Origin of the sequence: Lapidilactobacillus luobeiensis (assembly GCF_024345205.1) — a bacterium.
Classification (GTDB): domain Bacteria; phylum Bacillota; class Bacilli; order Lactobacillales; family Lactobacillaceae; genus Lapidilactobacillus; species Lapidilactobacillus luobeiensis.
Window position 1 is genome coordinate 38,123 of sequence record NZ_BROC01000010.1, and the last position, 16,178, is coordinate 54,300.

General features: G+C 49.0%; 15 protein-coding genes. 8 read left to right on the forward strand and 7 right to left on the reverse strand.

Annotated features, from left to right (window positions below; all coding sequences use genetic code 11):
• Positions 1 to 113 precede the first annotated feature (113 nt).
• Entirely contained in the window at positions 114 to 1,142 is a 1,029-nt protein-coding gene (locus OCU21_RS05050; protein WP_261806379.1) for a competence protein CoiA, read from the forward strand.
• A 74-nt stretch (positions 1,143 to 1,216) separates the two neighbouring features.
• Here OCU21_RS05050 and OCU21_RS05055 read toward each other — a convergent pair whose 3' ends face one another.
• Both OCU21_RS05055 and OCU21_RS05060 read right to left on the reverse strand, forming a co-directional pair.
• A complete protein-coding gene (locus tag OCU21_RS05055) occupies positions 1,217 to 1,864 on the reverse strand; it encodes a DsbA family protein (RefSeq protein WP_261806380.1) in 648 nt (215 codons plus the stop codon).
• A gap of 122 nt (positions 1,865 to 1,986) precedes the next feature.
• On the reverse strand, positions 1,987 to 2,673 hold the full coding sequence (locus tag OCU21_RS05060; protein WP_309297197.1) for a CYTH domain-containing protein: 687 nt from the start codon (positions 2,671 to 2,673) through the stop codon (positions 1,987 to 1,989).
• A 298-nt stretch (positions 2,674 to 2,971) separates the two neighbouring features.
• Here OCU21_RS05060 and yjbM point away from each other — a divergent pair, with 298 nt between their 5' ends.
• Genes yjbM through mgtE form a run of 4 tightly spaced genes read left to right on the forward strand, consistent with a single transcriptional unit; the run spans position 2,972 to position 6,816 of the window.
• Positions 2,972 to 3,697 carry a GTP diphosphokinase gene (yjbM, locus tag OCU21_RS05065; protein WP_261806382.1) on the forward strand — a complete coding sequence of 242 codons (726 nt, stop codon included), beginning with the start codon at positions 2,972 to 2,974 and terminating at the stop codon, positions 3,695 to 3,697.
• Positions 3,694 to 4,524: an NAD kinase gene (locus OCU21_RS05070; RefSeq protein WP_261806383.1), complete on the forward strand. Its 831-nt coding sequence runs from the start codon at positions 3,694 to 3,696 to the stop codon at positions 4,522 to 4,524. Before yjbM ends, OCU21_RS05070 begins: the two co-directional genes overlap by 4 nt.
• Positions 4,514 to 5,416, forward strand: coding sequence for an RluA family pseudouridine synthase (locus tag OCU21_RS05075; protein ID WP_373875464.1), 903 nt, complete (start codon positions 4,514 to 4,516; stop codon positions 5,414 to 5,416). The genes OCU21_RS05070 and OCU21_RS05075 overlap by 11 nt, the downstream gene beginning before the upstream one ends.
• 32 nt (positions 5,417 to 5,448) lie before the next feature.
• The gene (gene mgtE, locus OCU21_RS05080; protein WP_261806385.1) at positions 5,449 to 6,816 is read left to right on the forward strand and encodes a magnesium transporter; all 1,368 of its coding nucleotides are present in this window, start codon (positions 5,449 to 5,451) and stop codon (positions 6,814 to 6,816) included.
• 225 nt (positions 6,817 to 7,041) lie between these two features.
• On the opposite strand, the gene OCU21_RS05085 is transcribed toward mgtE, so the two are convergent.
• Both OCU21_RS05085 and OCU21_RS05090 read right to left on the reverse strand, forming a co-directional pair.
• On the reverse strand, positions 7,042 to 8,328 hold the full coding sequence (locus OCU21_RS05085) for a sensor histidine kinase (RefSeq protein WP_261806386.1): 1,287 nt from the start codon (positions 8,326 to 8,328) through the stop codon (positions 7,042 to 7,044).
• Positions 8,318 to 9,022 (reverse strand): response regulator transcription factor, encoded by a 705-nt coding sequence (locus OCU21_RS05090; protein WP_261806387.1) that lies wholly within the window; start codon positions 9,020 to 9,022, stop codon positions 8,318 to 8,320. The genes OCU21_RS05085 and OCU21_RS05090 overlap by 11 nt, the downstream gene beginning before the upstream one ends.
• 152 nt (positions 9,023 to 9,174) lie before the next feature.
• Between OCU21_RS05090 and OCU21_RS05095 the strand changes: the two genes are divergently transcribed.
• Together OCU21_RS05095 and OCU21_RS05100 are read left to right on the forward strand one after the other, a co-directional pair.
• Positions 9,175 to 11,553: a glycosyltransferase family 39 protein gene (locus OCU21_RS05095; protein ID WP_373875463.1), complete on the forward strand. Its 2,379-nt coding sequence runs from the start codon at positions 9,175 to 9,177 to the stop codon at positions 11,551 to 11,553.
• A gap of 63 nt (positions 11,554 to 11,616) precedes the next feature.
• Positions 11,617 to 12,666 carry a glycosyltransferase family 2 protein gene (locus OCU21_RS05100; RefSeq protein ID WP_507762981.1) on the forward strand — a complete coding sequence of 350 codons (1,050 nt, stop codon included), beginning with the start codon at positions 11,617 to 11,619 and terminating at the stop codon, positions 12,664 to 12,666.
• A 210-nt stretch (positions 12,667 to 12,876) separates the two neighbouring features.
• Here the strand turns inward: OCU21_RS05100 and OCU21_RS05105 are convergent, their stop codons facing one another.
• The 3 genes from OCU21_RS05105 to OCU21_RS05115 all read right to left on the reverse strand — a co-directional run bounded on the left by OCU21_RS05105 (position 12,877) and on the right by OCU21_RS05115 (position 15,471).
• The gene (locus OCU21_RS05105; protein ID WP_309297198.1) at positions 12,877 to 13,530 is read right to left on the reverse strand and encodes a copper homeostasis protein CutC; all 654 of its coding nucleotides are present in this window, start codon (positions 13,528 to 13,530) and stop codon (positions 12,877 to 12,879) included.
• A 13-nt stretch (positions 13,531 to 13,543) separates the two neighbouring features.
• Positions 13,544 to 14,380, reverse strand: a complete 837-nt coding sequence (locus OCU21_RS05110; RefSeq protein WP_261806390.1) for an undecaprenyl-diphosphate phosphatase — start codon at positions 14,378 to 14,380, stop codon at positions 13,544 to 13,546.
• Between the two features lie 68 nt (positions 14,381 to 14,448).
• Positions 14,449 to 15,471, reverse strand: coding sequence for a lactonase family protein (locus tag OCU21_RS05115; RefSeq protein WP_261806391.1), 1,023 nt, complete (start codon positions 15,469 to 15,471; stop codon positions 14,449 to 14,451).
• Between the two features lie 317 nt (positions 15,472 to 15,788).
• Here OCU21_RS05115 and OCU21_RS05120 point away from each other — a divergent pair, with 317 nt between their 5' ends.
• A complete protein-coding gene (locus OCU21_RS05120; protein ID WP_261806392.1) occupies positions 15,789 to 16,175 on the forward strand; it encodes a PTS glucitol/sorbitol transporter subunit IIA in 387 nt (128 codons plus the stop codon).
• Positions 16,176 to 16,178 lie beyond the last annotated feature (3 nt).

Below are 16,178 nucleotides of genomic sequence, written 5' to 3' on the forward strand. Positions count from 1 at the left end.
ATTTAATCACAATGCAAGCAACATTCTGTTGCGGTACTTGCAAGCTTGCGATATTCAAATTTAAATAAATCAGAGTGGCCTAGTCTGCGTATTTATAATGAGGTGATGTGATCATGTATGCAGCAGTGGATCAACAAGGACGACTGGTTAACGCCGCTCAACTGCTTGACCTGACGGCAGCTGAGCGGGCGCGGGCTTCTTTTTGCTGTCCGCGTTGTCAGCGGGCCGTCCAATGGGTCACTGGTCCGAAAACGCGACCGTTTTTTCGCCATGTTCCGCTACAAGTTGGTGTGGGAATGGAATCGGCGCTTCATCATTCAGGCAAACAGACTTTACAGCAAGCTTTAGCTAAATTGGCGATCACCAGTCAGCTGGAGGTCAGCTTGCCCTTTGCCGCTGATAGCAGCAAGCTTGATGAGCAAGTGGTTGCACGCCCGACTGAACCATTGCTGTCTGACCAAGGTGAGCAACGGCGGGCCGATGTTCTTTGGCGCAGCAATGAGCGTGTCTATGTTTTGGAGTTTCAGTGTGCCCCTTTGACCTTAGCGACCCTGCGGCAACGTCAGCGTGATTATCAAAGGTGGGGGATCCAAGCAGTTTGGTTGCTGGGGACCACTTATTTTGAGCACGGGATTTTAAAAAATGGCGCCTTGAAATTTATGAGTTATCAACCGATTTGGGGCTATTATCTGGCCTTTTGGTTACCTGCGGCTGGTTGTGTCCAACTGCTGGCTCATTGCTTGTGGCAGCCGCCACAAGCCAAACTGAACTATCAGTGTTTCAGCATGAGTTTAGCAACTTTTCTCAAGCGGGCCTTGGTGCCACGACAGGCGCCGTCGTACTTGCCTGCGATCACGGCTCGGTTTGACCCGCGGTGTTGGTTGCAAGAACAACTGACTTGGCAACAACCCCGATGGCTGGCCTATCAAGGCCGCTGTTATCAAGCTGGCTGGCCGTTACAGCAATTACCGCCGGCACTTTGGTTACCGCAATATTTGCCGCCGGTGGTAGCGCACTGGCCGGACCTATTGGCGCGGCAATTGGATTTCTATTTGGCGCAAGGAGCCTTATCCGAAAAACAGCAACGTCAGTTATTGGCTCAGAGTCATTGGCCTTTGCTTTTGGAACAAAGGCATCGTTAAGTCCAGCAAAAAAGCGCTACCGGTTTGACCACCGATAACGCTGCTTGTGCTGAAATATGAAAAAGCTGATCCACTCAGATCAGATGCAATTGTGACTGTTGCCGACCCAATAACCGTAAAAACGGTTTTTGATTGATCGCCGCCGCTTTGCGGGGCAATTGTTTGTTGAGGATCTGATTGATCAACTCCGGCGTAACCGCGCCATTGACCAGAATACCATCGCCGTCAACAACTTCCCGATAGTCGATGAAGACAGTCGATGGTGTCTTTTTGACACCAAGATTGTTGGCCAATTGCCGGTCCGCTTCGCAGAGGTCCTTGGCCAATTGACTTTGCCGATCAGCGAAGAAAGTAGCCTCATCGAGATGGACTTCGTGGGCGATCAATTTGATCAGCGCCTCGGAATAACAGTCTAAGCCCTCGTTCAGGTGATCTTGTAAGCTCATCGTAAAAGCGCGCGCCTTTTTATTGCCCTGAAAAGAGGCCGCCTTGTAGTCGAGCATTGATTGAAAGGTGATCGCCATCACTTGATTGCGTAAAACCAAATCACGAGTATCCAAATGATTTCGTTTTAGAAAATCGGTGACTACATTCATATTAGTAATGGGCACCAGATTTGGCTGAACTTTCAGCTTGTGTTGCTTTAAGCCGCGAATAATATTGACTTCAGTGTTCAAACAAAGCCCACCGATAGGATTCGCAAACATAAATATCTCTAGCAAAAGTATTTCCCCCATGCTGATAAAAACCTAAACGATAAACAAAAATAAAAATCAAGCGAATAAAACAATCATACTTCAAAAACCATCTTAATTCTAGCTTGAAAAAATGCGGACTTCAAATTTTATAACTGTGAAATAGCACGCATAACCTTATTGACCACAGGACGTTGTGGGATCTGAAAGCGGGTCAACAGGTCCTGATAGAATGTGGTGGCCTGGGCAACATGCTTCGTTTCTAGTTCTAATTCATAATCTGTCTGACCATTGGGATAATCGGTTTGGTCAAGCGTCAAAAGACCAGCAGCCAAAGTGGCGATCCGGCGCTGCGTCGTGCCCTGAGCGAAACAGTGTAACTGAGCAGGGTCGATCTGGCGTTGGCTCAAGGCGGCGCTGACTTGACTAGCGACTTTGATTTTTTGCTGGTGGACCAATGACTCTGCCATAGCCAACGGCAACGGATCAGTGATCTCCACTAGTTCATGGCCGGCCGCAGTTTTGATGGTCGCCGGGACTTTTAAGGTTTGTTCCGCGCTGCGAGCAAAGATCCGGATCCGCAAACCACAATGTTGCTGGCGCAGTTGCTGATCCGCAGTATCAAAATAATAATTCTTTTGGCTGAAGGCGGGCGCAAACGGATAAGCGGCCACAAGCCGTTGATATTCGGCTGCTGTCACCAAATTTTTGAATTCGATCTCTAAAGCTGCTATTGGAATCGCCTCCTTATCCAGAAGGACATTGTAACATTTTTTGGATTGCAATTGTATTAAATATACTTGAGGGAAGGATCCGATGAAAAAAGGCATAAACATAAAAGCGCTTGAAGACAAGGATACAGTTAGCTTTTGGACACAATATCACCGGAAAAGAATTATTCAGCGCCGAGCCAATGAGCTAACTTGCATATTCTAGTTGTTTATCAACAGCCCGATTTGACCACGAGATTCTCTGACAGTCAAGTTTGAACGACTAGGATGTGGCGGGATATTTTCACTGGGCTTGGATTTTTATCCGTTGCGCGATCTGCTGGTGTCTATCCCAGAACCGTGCTTTTCCCACCGGTTATGTGGTAAAATAAACGTTGGACTGTATAGAGTGAGGGCTACGCTAATGGAAAATTGGTCGCAATTCTTAATGCCTTATAATCAGGCGGTTGACGAGCTGAAGCTGAAGTTTCGGGCATTACGCAAATTTTATCAAAATCAAGGTGAGCATTCACCGATCGAATTCGTGACAGGTCGGGTCAAACCGGTCAATAGTATTCTCGAAAAAATGCAACGGCGCTATATCCGTGAAGATGTGTTGGAGACTGATATGCAAGACATCGCAGGCTTACGGATCATGTGTCAATTTGTGGAAGACATTTATCAGGTCGCCGATCTGATCCGGCAACGTCAAGATATGACTGTGGTCGAGGAACGGGATTATGTTTCTAATAGTAAGCCTAGTGGTTATCGGTCTTATCATATCGTGATCGAATATCCGTTACAGCTGATCGATCAGGAGAAGAAACTTTTGGTTGAGATCCAGGTACGGACTTTGTCGATGAATTTTTGGGCCACAGTCGAGCACTCCTTGAACTACAAATATCAAGGCGAGTTTCCCGAGGAGATCAACGAACGACTTAAGCGAGCGGCGGAAGCTTCATTTATGTTGGATCAGGAAATGTCTGAGATCAGAGAAGAGATCCAAGAAGCGCAACGTTATCAGTATGACCAACAGCAAGGTGACCAGGCTGGCGGGGCCAGCGGCGAACGATCTGAGCAGGCGGATCCAACGCAGCAACCACCAAGTCAGCCACAACGACCAGTCGATAAGAATGGGGCGGCATCATGAAAATTGCGGTTTTTGGAAATAGCGGGGAACAATCATCCCGCGTGACCAGCGAATTGAAAAAACGTTTGGCGGCAGCCAAGATCACGGTCGACCCTTTAGACCCGGATCTAGTGATCAGTGTCGGTGGCGATGGGACGTTGTTGAATTGTTTCCATCGTTATAGCCACCAGTTGGAACGGGTCCGTTTTGTGGGCGTCCATACGGGGCATCTTGGTTTTTATACGGATTGGCGGGATTACGAATTAAGTGAACTGGTCGATTCGATCGTCGCCGACCAAGGTCAAAGTGTCAGTTATCCACTATTGAACGTGGAAGTGGATTATGGCGACCAAACGGAGCCTAGCCATTTTCTATCTTTGAATGAGTCTTCGATCCGGCGTAATGCTTTGACGATCAAGGCGGATATTTTTATTCGCGATGAATTCTTTGAAAGTTTTCGTGGTGACGGGATTTGTGTAGCGACGCCAACCGGTTCGACTGGTTATAGTAAATCGTTAGGCGGGGCAGTGTTGCATCCACGGTTAGAGGCGTTACAAATGACGGAGATCGCGTCGATCAATAATCGTGTTTTCCGGACATTGTCGTCGCCGATCGTGATCGCGCCAGATGAATGGATCACGATCAAAACCAGTTGTGCCGCGGATTATACTTTGACGGTGGATCAGCTGAGTAGTCATAATCGGGCGATCCGCCAGATCAAATATCGCATTGCTGATGAACGGATCCGCTTCGCGAAATATCGCCATATGCATTTTTGGTCACGGGTGGAAGATTCGTTTTTAGGAGCGCAACGGGAACATGACGATGAACAGCATGATGGCGTATAAGTGGGTCTACCATCAGGAGGGCGGGCAAGCCCGCCCGCTTTTCTTACAACAATTCCTGAAGCAGCATGGTTTTTCCAAAGCGCAGATTGCCCGCTTGAAATTTTCAGGCGGACAACTTTTCGTTAATCATCATCAACGATACACCAATTATCCCTTGCAAGATGGTGATGTGATCCGCGTCATGTTAGCGCCAGAGACAGCGGCGGATTCGATCATTTTGAGCCAAGCGCCACTAGAGATCATTTACGAAGATGAGATGTTTTTAGTTTTGAATAAGCCGCCATTGGTGCCCTCGATCCCTTCGCGCAGTCATCCTGAAGATACGATGGCCAATCGCGTCAAGGGTTATCTGGCCGCGCAGGGAGCGCCCAGCTTAGCGATCCACATCGTTACCCGCTTGGACATGGACACCTCAGGCTTGATCCTTTTCGCCAAAAACTCCTATGCGCATAATCTAATGGCGCAACAAGCGCATAGTAAACAATTACAAAAAACATATTTAGCGATCGCCGCAGGTGTGTTGACGCCGACGCAAGGCACGATCGCATTACCGATCCGGCGTGCGGCGACCCATGGCATGCGGCGGATCATCGCCGCAGATGGCAAGGCTTCGCGGACGGATTATCGCGTTGTGGCCACAGCGCCGCAAGCTTCTCTGGTCCGGTTGCGTTTATTGACTGGCCGGACTCATCAGATCCGGGTGCATTTGGCCGCCTTGGGCCATCCGTTATATGGTGATCACTTATATCAAGGACCGCAATGTTCGCTAGCGCCGCGACAGGCGTTACATTGCGCGCAATTAAACTTTTATCAGCCGATCCTAAAAAAAGAAATCAAATTGGTCGCGCCTTTACCAGCGGATATGGCGCGACTTTGGGCTGAATTATCCTAGCCGATCCATGGGTCGCTTAGTGGGGTGAGTGGATGGAAAATAAACAGGAACCAACGGAGATCTTAAACGCAAAGTTAGTACGAGCACTGGTCAAAGGCGAAAATAAGGTCTTCCGCAAAACCTTTTTGAATATGCACTTTTATGATCAGGCCCAGTTCTACTTGTCTTTGACAGCAGAACAACGGCATTTGCTTTACCACATCCTTGACCCCCACGAAATGGGCGACTTTTTTGATACCATCGAGGATGATCTACCGGAGATGGCGGATCTTTTAGCGGAAATGGTGCCGCAATACGCGGCGGAATTGTTGAACAGTATGTTCGATGATAATGCGGCGGATATTTTGGAACATTTGCCGAAAGAAGACGTTGACCACTATTTGGCTTTGATGGACAAAGCGGACGCAATCCAATTACGCAAATTGTTGCATTATGATACCGAGACTGCCGGAGGGATCATGACCACCAATTTCGTCAGTTTGCGGGCAGATCTCACGGTCGGGCAAGCTTTGGCGGAATTGAAACGGGAAGCCGACGAAGCGGAAACGATCTATTATGTTTATTTGGTCGACGCCGATCGTTATTTAGTCGGGGTGATCACCTTACGTGATTTGATCATTACGGACAATCATACGAAATTAGCAGCCGTGATGACACCTAACGTGATCAGTGCCAGCGTCCATGACGAGCAGACGGATGTGGCGCAAAAGATCCGGGATTATGATTTTATCGCTTTACCAGTTGTGGATGACGCTCAAAAGTTGGTCGGGATCATTACGGTCGATGACGTGATCGAAGTCATTGATGATGAGGCGCAGTCGGATTACTCCGGTTTAGCCGGGGTCGATGTCGATGACGTGTCTGAAAATCCTTTTAGGGCGGCGTCCAAACGATTACCATGGCTGATCACCTTGCTGTTCTTGGGCATGTCGACGGCGACTTTGATCAATCATTATGAATCACTTTTAAGTGAAGCGAGTATTTTAGCCGTCTTTATTTCCTTGATCACCGGGACCGCGGGGAATGCGGGGACCCAGAGTTTAGCCGTGGCAGTTCGCCGGTTGGCCTTGACCAATGATGATAAACCGCGGTTATTACGCTTGATTGGCAGTGAGATCTTGACCGGCCTGGTGACGGGTTTGGTGACGGGTTTGACGATCACGTTGATCGTCGGGATCTGGAAGCAGAACTTTATCTTGGGGTTGACGATCGGGTTGGCAATGACCGCCGCGATCACCGTGGCTAATTTGGCCGGAAGCTTGATCCCAATGTTAATGGATAAGTTGGGCTTTGATCCGGCGGTGGCTAGTGGTCCCTTCATTACGACTTTAAGCGATCTGACCAGTGTCCTGATCTATTTCAGCATCGCCCAAATGTTCCTGCACGCTTTTTTGAACTGAATAAGGCTTATGATAAAAAAAGGCCCTCAGCTTGTTTTGCTCCAGATCAATGGATCTAGGTCAAAACAAGCTGAGGGTTATTTTTAATGGCTGAAGAAGGGCTGATCAGCGCAGTTGATCAAGAAGAAAAAAACTAAATCTTGAAAATTAGTGTAACTGGTTTCGTGCTCAGACAAGGCCGCCGGTTAGTCCTAACGCAATCGTGGACTAGGTGGACCGGCTTTTTCATGGGCGCTTGTGGTTCGACCGTTGGGGTAAGGTCACTGTAAACTTAGCGCCATGGGGACGATTATCCCCGACACTGATCTGGCCGTGATGTTGTTGCACGATCAGTTGGGCGATGGCCAAGCCCAGACCGCTGCCACCAGTTTGTTTCGAGCGGGAGGCGTCCGCGCGGTAAAAGCGATCGAAGATATGAGCTTTGGCCTCAGCAGAGATTCCTTGACCAGTGTCGTTGACACTGAACTGGGTGTGACCATTGCTATTTTTGACATTGACGCTGATGCTGTCCCCAGCTTTGGTGTACTTCAAAGCATTGTCAAGCAGGATCACCAACAATTGTTGTAAGAGCTGGGGGTCACCTTGAAAATCATGGGGTTCATAATTACGTAAGGTCAATGATTTCTGTTGACTAGCGGCGATCTCTTGGTAAGGTGCCAGCAGATCCAGCCAAAAATGTTCACCAGAGATCGTTTGTAAGCGCATCGGCAAAGCAATCGCATCGGCGCGAGCCAAGGTCAAAAGATCCTGGGTGATCTTTTTGAGTCGTGCGGTCTCATTGAGCGCGGTGGCGATCGTGGCGGCCTCTGACTCGATCTGCTGGTGCGGCTGCGTCAATAGATATTCCAAATTATTTTGGATCACTGTCAGGGGCGTCCTTAATTCGTGGGCAGCGTCGGCGCTGAAATCCTGCTGGCGTTGCCAAGCTGTGATGATCGGCTTCATACTCCGCCGCGCTAGAAAATAAGCGATCCCGATCGCCAGTAATTCGCAGATCGCCAAGCTGAGAAACAAAACCAAACGAAAATTTTTCAGCGCTTGGATCTGCGTGTCGATATTTTGGAGTAGCAAGACATAATGCCCGGCATAATGTGGTTCGGGATTTTGGGCGCTGACCTTGACCAGTAAGGTGCGGAAATTCGCGGTTTGGTCCGAACTCGTGACTTGGATCGTCACCAGTTGATTTCTTTGGGCCTTATTTAGTTTGATCTTTTTGAAAAAGCGGTAATTCTGCTGACCCAAGAAATCTACATTGGTGATCTGACCTTGGTTATCGAAAACCAAGGCGTTGGCTTGAAAGGGCACACTGGGTGCGTCGGCCGGTCGCACTTGTTGGTTAGCACGTAGTTGAGTCTGTTGTTGGGTCAGATCTTGGTCGACAGTTCGAAAAAGGCTACTTTGATAAAGATTTAAGATCACCACCGCTAAAACTGCGAAGATCAAAGTAAAACCGATCAGTTCGCCCCAAAAAAGCCGACGTTGTTGCTGCTTGATCACGGCGTCATTTTTCATTGCGGGTGCCTGCGGGACTTTCTAATAGATAGCCGGCATTACGGATCGTGCGAATGGTCAAGTTCGCGTGGGCCTGTTTCAGCTTTTTGCGTAGGTTACTGAGATAGACCTCGACCACCGTTTGCGCCGTTGTGGAGTCAAAGCCCCAAAGCCGTTCGAAGATCTGCGCCTTCGTAATAATGATATTGGGATTTTGCAAAAAGTAGACGAGCAGATCATATTCTTTACCAGCCAGCGGGAGTTCGTTAGCGGCGACAGTCACTTGGCGGGTCTGTAGATCAACGCTTAAATTGGCTTGAGTCAAATTCTCGAGGGTAACATCGTGACCAGACCGGCGGAGCAACGCTTTGACGCGCATCAATAATTCCTCACGATGAAAGGGTTTGACTAAATAGTCATCGGCGCCGAGTTCAAAACCTTGGGCTTTATCGGCAAGGGTGTCTTTAGCGGTCAGGATCAAGACCGGTAGATTCAGTTGATCTTGTTGGCGCCAAGTCTTGAGGATCTCGTAGCCACTTTTTCCCGGCAGCATCAGATCTAAGATCACCAGATCAAAGGCGCCAGTTTCACCAGCGGCTTGTCCGGTTAAACCATTGGTCTCGATTTGGACAGTGGCCGCGTTCTTCAAAAAACGTTGGATCCCTAGAGCAAGTTCTTGATCGTCTTCGATTAATAAAATATTGGTCGAGGTCATATTTTCCTCCTAGAAGTTTCGCGAAATGTTCATCTTGATTTAAGCTGACTTTATGGTTGCTTCGTTAAACTAGAATCATTCATTAAGATCTGCGGTTCGAAAGAGCCACTGATCATGAATTACGCTTATTTTAGCATAATTTAATGTGACAAATGATAAATGAGGTGACGATTTTGGCTCAGACAGCGCAACAACAGACTAAACCACGCACTCGTCCGCAGCGACGTTGCGATTGGTATTTGCTTGGTATTTTAGGACTAGCTCTTTTCTTGTATGCTTGGAAAATCTGGGAAGCTGGGAACGCCAATGATTTCTACACGGCCGCGATCACCAGTATGACCAAAAGTTGGCGGAACTTCTGGTACGCCAGTTTTGATCCAGCCGGTTTTATTACAGTGGATAAACCGCCAGTGGCGCTTTGGTTCATGGCGATCAGCGCCAAGATCTTTGGTGTCCATGGGTGGAGCGTTGTGCTTCCGTCCGTTCTTTTTGGCGTTGGTTCGGTCTATTTGCTAGATCGCTTGGTCCGACCGCGCTTTGGTCGACTTGCCGGTAATTTAGCGGCGTTGACCATGACGCTGACGCCGATCGTGGTCGCCGATTCGCGAACGAATAATATGGACGCGACCTTGATTTTTTTCTTATTACTGGCGCTTTATTTCTTACAAAAAGCGACTCAAGCCCAACGACCTTGGTTGGTGATGTTGAGCTTTGGTTTGATCGGGATCGCGTTCAATATCAAGATGTTACAAGCTTTTATGATTTTACCGATCATGTATCTTTACTACTGGTTGGCGACGAAACAAACTTGGCGAAAAAAGTTGGGACACTTAGCGCTGGCCACAGTTTCTTTGACTTTTTTCACCCTACTGTGGCCACTTTCAGTTGATTTGACCAGTGCTAGTGAACGCCCTTATGAAGGTGGTTCGGAGACGAATTCCGTGCTCGAATTGGCTTTTGGTTACAATGGGACTCAGCGCTTATTGGGTCAGACTACTGGGACTGGCGCTCGTTTCAGTGGTATGGGCAATAGCAAAGAAGGCGGGGGGATGACCCCGCCTTCCGGTAATGGCACAGGTGGGACCACCGCAAGTGGCGGAACGACTGCTGGCAATACTACCCCAGGAGGCACCGCACCCACTGGGGCACCACCAACAGTTGATCCTGGTAGCAATGGGACCACTGGTGGCGGGAATGGTCAAGGTACGACGCCACCTTCAGGAACGGCGCCAAGTGTTCGTGGCGGCCAAACTGGTGGCTCTAGCAATGGTCAGACTGGGACCGCGCCAAGTGGTAATCCCCAAAATAGCACTGGCACTGGCGGGATCACGGGCCAAAATGGTCCTGGCGGTCAGCAAATGACTGGTGGCGGTCCTGGTGGTAATGGTGGTGCCGGCGGTGCTTTCAATATCGGGACTGCTGGTCCGTTCCGGATCTTCCAGAAAGCTTTGGGTCAACAAGTCAGTTGGCTCCTAGCGGTGGCGATGTTCGGTTTGCTCGGGGCCTTTGCCTTTTATCGGCGGCGGAAAAATCGTTGGTATCAGACGACGGCCCGACAAAATGAAGTGATCCTTTGGGGCGGTTGGTTGATCTTGACTTATGGCTTCTTCTCTGTAGCTAGTTTCTTCCACCCCTACTATATGATCATGTTGGCACCAGCGATCGCCGCCTTAGTGGGGATCGGGTTACCAGCGATCTGGCAGCAATTCTGGGCCAAACGCAGGATTTGGACGCTGGTGTTACTGCCGTTGGCGCTCTTGGTGACCAGCGGGTTGCAAGCTTGGTACGTTTATAGTGATTACCCTTGGCTCAGTTGGCTTATTTTATTGGCCGGCGTGACTGCTGTTGCGCTTTTGTTCATCGGTAAATACAGCCATTTGAAAAAGAAACTAGTGCCTAGTATTTTGGTCACGAGTACGATCGCAATGGTGGTCGCGCCCGCTTGGTGGTCTTTGACGCCAACGCTTTCTGGTGAATCAGCGGCCATCCCTTACGCGAGTCCGTCGCTTTTAAGCTCGGGCGCTAGGCAAGCTGGTGGCTTAGGCAGCGAGTCTGTCAATAGCAGCCTATTGAGTTATCTTCAAAAAAATCAAGGTTCTGCGACTTATCTGTTCGCAACGACGGATTCTGGTACCGCCGCGCCGTATATTATCGCCACTGGTGAAGCGGTCATGGTGATCGGTGGCTTCAATGGCACCGATCCAGCGATCACCTTGAAACGATTCAAGAAATTAGTCAAGGCAGGTCAGATCAAGTATTTCTATCTGGCTGGCAAGAGTTCGAATAACACGATCGTGCAGTGGGTCAAGAAAAACGCCCAGAAAGTCGCGGCCAGCAAATATGGCGGAACAACGTCATCAAGTAGTACCCAAAGTCAGACGATGTTCAACCAGAACAACAAGACGACCGGGCGTAGCGCCAATACTACTGGTGGTGGCAGCACGACGACCGCTAATGGACCACAGGCCGGTTTGGGCGGCATGGGTGGCACGAGCGGAACACTTTATGATCTAGCCAGTATTTATGATTAAGTCTTTAAATTTTTATGATCAGAAGGTCTTACTGAATCTGTTTTTTATTTTTTATAGGTAGTCATGAACTTGATCAAATCTGAAAGGAGTAGTGCAATGACTCAAGAATTGATTTCGATCGTTTTACCCGTTTATAACGAACATGAGATCCTTCCGACTACGATCCAAACTTTAGAAAATTTCGTCGCGGCGCAGTCGCAGACCTACGAATTGATTTTCGTTGATGACGGTTCCAGCGACTATAGCGCGACGATCATTGCCCACGCCCGGGAAAGCTTCAAAAATATCAAATTGGTCCAATTCTCCCGAAATTTCGGTCATCAGATCGCGATCACTGCAGGGATCCGTTACGCCAGTGGGGCGGCGATCGTTGTGATGGACGCTGACTTGCAAGATCCACCGGAAGTGATCAATGCGATGATCGAACAGTGGCATCAAGGCTATCAAGTGGTCTATGGCAAACGGGTCCAGCGCGATGGTGAGACTTGGTTCAAAAAAACCAGTGCGCGACTGTTTTATCGGTTGCTGGCCCGAATAACGGCGGTGCCGATCCCAACTGACACCGGCGATTTTCGCCTGATCGATCGTCAGGTCGCGGAAGTACTCAAAAAAATCAATGAGGATGATCCTTATGTCCGTGGCTTGATCAGCTGGGTCGGCTTTCGGCAAACCGCCGTTAATTATGAGCGGCACGAACGCCTAGCTGGCCAGAGTAAATATCCCCTCCGCAAAATGATGAAGTTGGCCTTAGATGGGATCACCTCCTTCTCGGAGCTACCACTAAAATTAGCGACGTGGCTTGGTGGTGGCCTGTTGGCGATTGGCTTACTGGTCGGTTTGATCAACTTGGTGACCCTTGATCTAGGCGGTACGGCTTTGATCGCTTTTCTACTGGTGAGTCTCAGCGGCCTGCTTTTGTTGGCGATCGGGATCCTGGGCGCTTACTTGGCCCGGATCTTTGCGGCCAGTCGCCAGCGCCCCTTATACATCGTCGCCAATACAGAGGGATTTCACCACCCCCAAACCTCGCGCAGCATGTTTCAAAACAGTGCGGAGCACAACAATTTGACTTCGAGCATTAACCTAGTCAAGCGCAAGAAGCTAGGTCAGTGAGCACATTTCAAAATCAGAGTGCGAACCACCCCGGTCAGTGCTTGAGCATTAGCCTAGTACCTGTTTTGGGAGCCGGTTTTAGCTCCCGGAACAGGTACGTAGCTAAGCGGAAAGCACTGGGGTGGTGAGCACATTTCAAAAAAAGCAATCACATTTTTTCATGTGATTGCTTTTTCGCTTGGCTAGGTTGGTGTTCTGGCAGTGAGGTACTTAGTCTAGGGAACTGAGATCGCCGAGGATCTTTGTTCCATGTAGTTGTTGCACACCTAATTCGGCCGCGATCCGCTCAGCGTTAGCTTCGGTGATGCCGCCGCCAGGAAGGATCTCGATCCGATCTGCGGCTAGCGCGATCGTCTGCGCCAATTGGACAAAGTGTTGATCAATCGGGGTATCCAGAGGACCGCCATGGGTCAAGATCCGGGTGACGCCATGTTGGGCCAACCAGTCGATCGACTCACTTTGTTTTTCAACGGGGATCTCATCGAAGGCCATGTGCATCACGACCTGCAAGCCACCGGCCGCACCGATCAGCATCTCCATCGCCTCAGTATCTAAGGTGTGCTCAGCGGTCAAAGCGCCAAAGGTGACCGCGTCAACACCGACCTGTTGGGCAACAAAAAGATCGGATTCCATGATCTTGAGTTCCAAGTCATTGTAAACGAAATCACCAGCCCGTGGTCGGATCATTGCGACGAGTGGGATCTGCTGCTCATTTAAATAACGGGCGGCTTCAGCGAGGACACCGTGACTTGCGGTAGTCCCACCAACGGCCAGATTATCATTGAGCTCGATCCGTTGTGCTCCGGCGCGCACCGCCAGCGGGATCTGAGTGAAATTTTCAACGCAAACTTCTTTTAACAACATGACAACTCCTTGCTTAGAATCCCAGCATTGCTTTCAGACCGAAAAAGGCGATCACGATGACACCTAAAGCGATCCGATACCAGCCAAACGCTTGGAAGTCATTCTTCTTGATGTAATTAAGTAAGAAACGAATGGAAAGGTAAGCGACGATAAAAGAGACCAAGGTCCCAACTAATAAAACGAGCGTTTGTTCACCAGTGAAGGTGTTCCCTTTGAAAAAGTACTTGAAGATCTTGAGCAGACTGGCACCGAACATGGTTGGGATCGCGAGAAAGAAGGAAAACTCAGTCCCCACAAAACGTGAAGTCCCGATCAACATGGCGCCTAAGATCGTCGCGCCGGAACGTGAAGTCCCTGGGACCAACGCTAAAACTTGAAACAAACCAATGAATAGCGCCGTTTGATAAGGTAATTGATTCAGATCGTTCAACGTGCTTTGCCGAGTTTTGTTACGACGTTCGATCAAAATGAATAGCACGCCATAAATGATCAAGGTCGTGGCGATCACTGGCCAAGAGGTCAAGTGTTCGTCCATCCAATCATTGAGTGGCAGACCGATGATCATCGAAGGCAGGATCGCGACTAAAACTTTGAGCCAAAGCGTCCAAGTTTGCTTTTTCTCACCACTATTTTTCTTAGGCGAAAAAGGATTGAGTTTGTGGAAATAAAGCATGATCACCGCCAAAATGGCGCCAAACTGGATCACGACCATGAACATATTGATGAACGCGGTGGATTCTTTGAGCTTGATGAATTCATTCGCTAGATAAAGGTGACCAGTTGAACTGATCGGTAGAAACTCGGTGATACCTTCGATAATGCCTAAGATAATGGCTTTCAGGATATTCAACGGGGTAACGTCCCTTCGATTTTTAAATTTTGTGGTGCTAGACGTCGATGCGTCTTAGTCTCTAGATTTTAAAGGAACAACACGCAGACACTTTCAGGTGTATTGATATCTTGTTGGATCTTGGTCAGCAGGCCAGTTTCTGGGTTGCGGCGATAAAGCGTGCTATTATCCGTGTTTTGATTAGCACAGACCACAAAGCGCTCGCTGGGATCCAAATCAAAATCACGGGGGAAGTCACCTTCAGAACTGATCCGCTGGATCAAATTCAAGTCACGGCCATTATCGGTGACCGCAAAAACAGTGATCGAGTTATGGCCGCGATTCGAAGCATAAAGGAACTTGCCATCACGACTGATCCGGATCGCCGCGCTACCATTAAAGTCGGTATAATCATCAGGGATCAAAGAATAGTTCGTGATCAAGCTGAAATGGCCATCAGGATGATAGGCTAAAACTTGGACTTTGCTAGATAATTCGCCAAGCAAGTAGGCGATCCGACCGTTAGGAGCAAAGACCAAGTGACGGGGACCATAACCTGCTTCTGTTCGATAGCTGGCGACTTTTGTCAGATCACCGCTGGAACTGACATCATAAGTGATCAATTCATCGATGCCCAAGTCACAGACTGCTAGACGTTGGTCGGGAGTCAAGTCGGTGAAGTGGACGTGCGCACTATCTTGTTCAGGCCGGGGACCTTGGCCAACATGATTGACCACACTGGCTAATTCTAGACCACCATTGGCTAAGATCCGGTAAACTTGGACCTGCCCCTTGTGATAGTTCGCCGCATAAACCAGTTGCCGAGGTTCATCCACGGCGACATAGGCTGGTGGTGAGCCAGCCGCGGTGACCTGATTGATCAAACGTGGTTGTTCGCCAGAAAGGTCATAAGCACTCACGCCACCTGCTTCGCCGTCTTTAGTGACCGTGTACAGAACACGATCGTGACTGATCGCCAAGTAAGTTGGTTGCCCCACCTTAATAAAAGGCCGCGGTTCGTCGATCACTTCTTGATCAGTATCCAAAGTAGCCGCGTAGATCCCTTGACCACCACGACGGGTATAACCGCCGAAGAGAATTTTTTCTTTCATGATTTACCTCCATAATTTATCAATGTTAGTATAGCATAATCTCAATGTCCAGCGTGATTTTCTTAAAAGCTTTGGTAAATCCTTAACGGAATAAGACCCGGCACAGCGCGCTGCCAAAACGGCTACTCTAAAGTCAACGGTTAGCAGCGTAAGCTGATGACTTCAAAAACCAAAGGTAGCGTTTGCGATGATGTCGGGACTGTTGCGCCTAAGCAAGCCGATTTGCGGCATACTCTGGTTCACGTGCTGAGGCAATGGCAGATAAGATGTGCTAAAATAAGGATAACAATAATTAAGGATAAGGTAGGTTTTTTGTCATGGATATCAAAGCAGAAGTGACTGCGATCGGCCCGCAAGCATTGACCAGCGGGGATCCCATGGTGATCCTCTTTAACGAGACAGCTAGTGCGGCTTTGCGTGAGGTGGCAGTGATCCAAAAGTTCACCGATCTTGCGGCGGCTCAGAAAATGACGATCACGGTCGGAGATAGTCTAACGATCGGTTCACAGACCTATCCCATTAAAAGCGTGGGTAAATTGGTCAACGATAATCTGCGTTCGATCGGTCACGTTACTTTGGTTTTTGATGAAGCGGCGCCGCTGGGGCTACAAAATGCGCTCCACTTTGCCAAGCAACCGAAGCCAAGTTTTACAGTGGGGACACCGATCATTTATCACTGTCATGAAAATGAGCCACATCAATAAGGT

Coding starts and splice junctions, on each gene's coding strand:
- OCU21_RS05070 (WP_261806383.1), top strand. CDS start 3,694: ATGAAAATTGCGGTTTTTGGAAATAGCGGGGAACAATCATCCCGCGTG.
- OCU21_RS05105 (WP_309297198.1), bottom strand. CDS start 13,530: ATGTTGTTAAAAGAAGTTTGCGTTGAAAATTTCACTCAGATCCCGCTG.
- OCU21_RS05115 (WP_261806391.1), bottom strand. CDS start 15,471: ATGAAAGAAAAAATTCTCTTCGGCGGTTATACCCGTCGTGGTGGTCAA.
- yjbM (WP_261806382.1), top strand. CDS start 2,972: ATGGAAAATTGGTCGCAATTCTTAATGCCTTATAATCAGGCGGTTGAC.
- OCU21_RS05050 (WP_261806379.1), top strand. CDS start 114: ATGTATGCAGCAGTGGATCAACAAGGACGACTGGTTAACGCCGCTCAA.
- OCU21_RS05075 (WP_373875464.1), top strand. CDS start 4,514: ATGGCGTATAAGTGGGTCTACCATCAGGAGGGCGGGCAAGCCCGCCCG.
- OCU21_RS05120 (WP_261806392.1), top strand. CDS start 15,789: ATGGATATCAAAGCAGAAGTGACTGCGATCGGCCCGCAAGCATTGACC.
- OCU21_RS05095 (WP_373875463.1), top strand. CDS start 9,175: ATGATAAATGAGGTGACGATTTTGGCTCAGACAGCGCAACAACAGACT.
- OCU21_RS05090 (WP_261806387.1), bottom strand. CDS start 9,022: ATGACCTCGACCAATATTTTATTAATCGAAGACGATCAAGAACTTGCT.
- OCU21_RS05100 (WP_507762981.1), top strand. CDS start 11,617: ATGAACTTGATCAAATCTGAAAGGAGTAGTGCAATGACTCAAGAATTG.
- OCU21_RS05085 (WP_261806386.1), bottom strand. CDS start 8,328: ATGAAAAATGACGCCGTGATCAAGCAGCAACAACGTCGGCTTTTTTGG.
- mgtE (WP_261806385.1), top strand. CDS start 5,449: ATGGAAAATAAACAGGAACCAACGGAGATCTTAAACGCAAAGTTAGTA.
- OCU21_RS05060 (WP_309297197.1), bottom strand. CDS start 2,673: ATGTTTATGCCTTTTTTCATCGGATCCTTCCCTCAAGTATATTTAATA.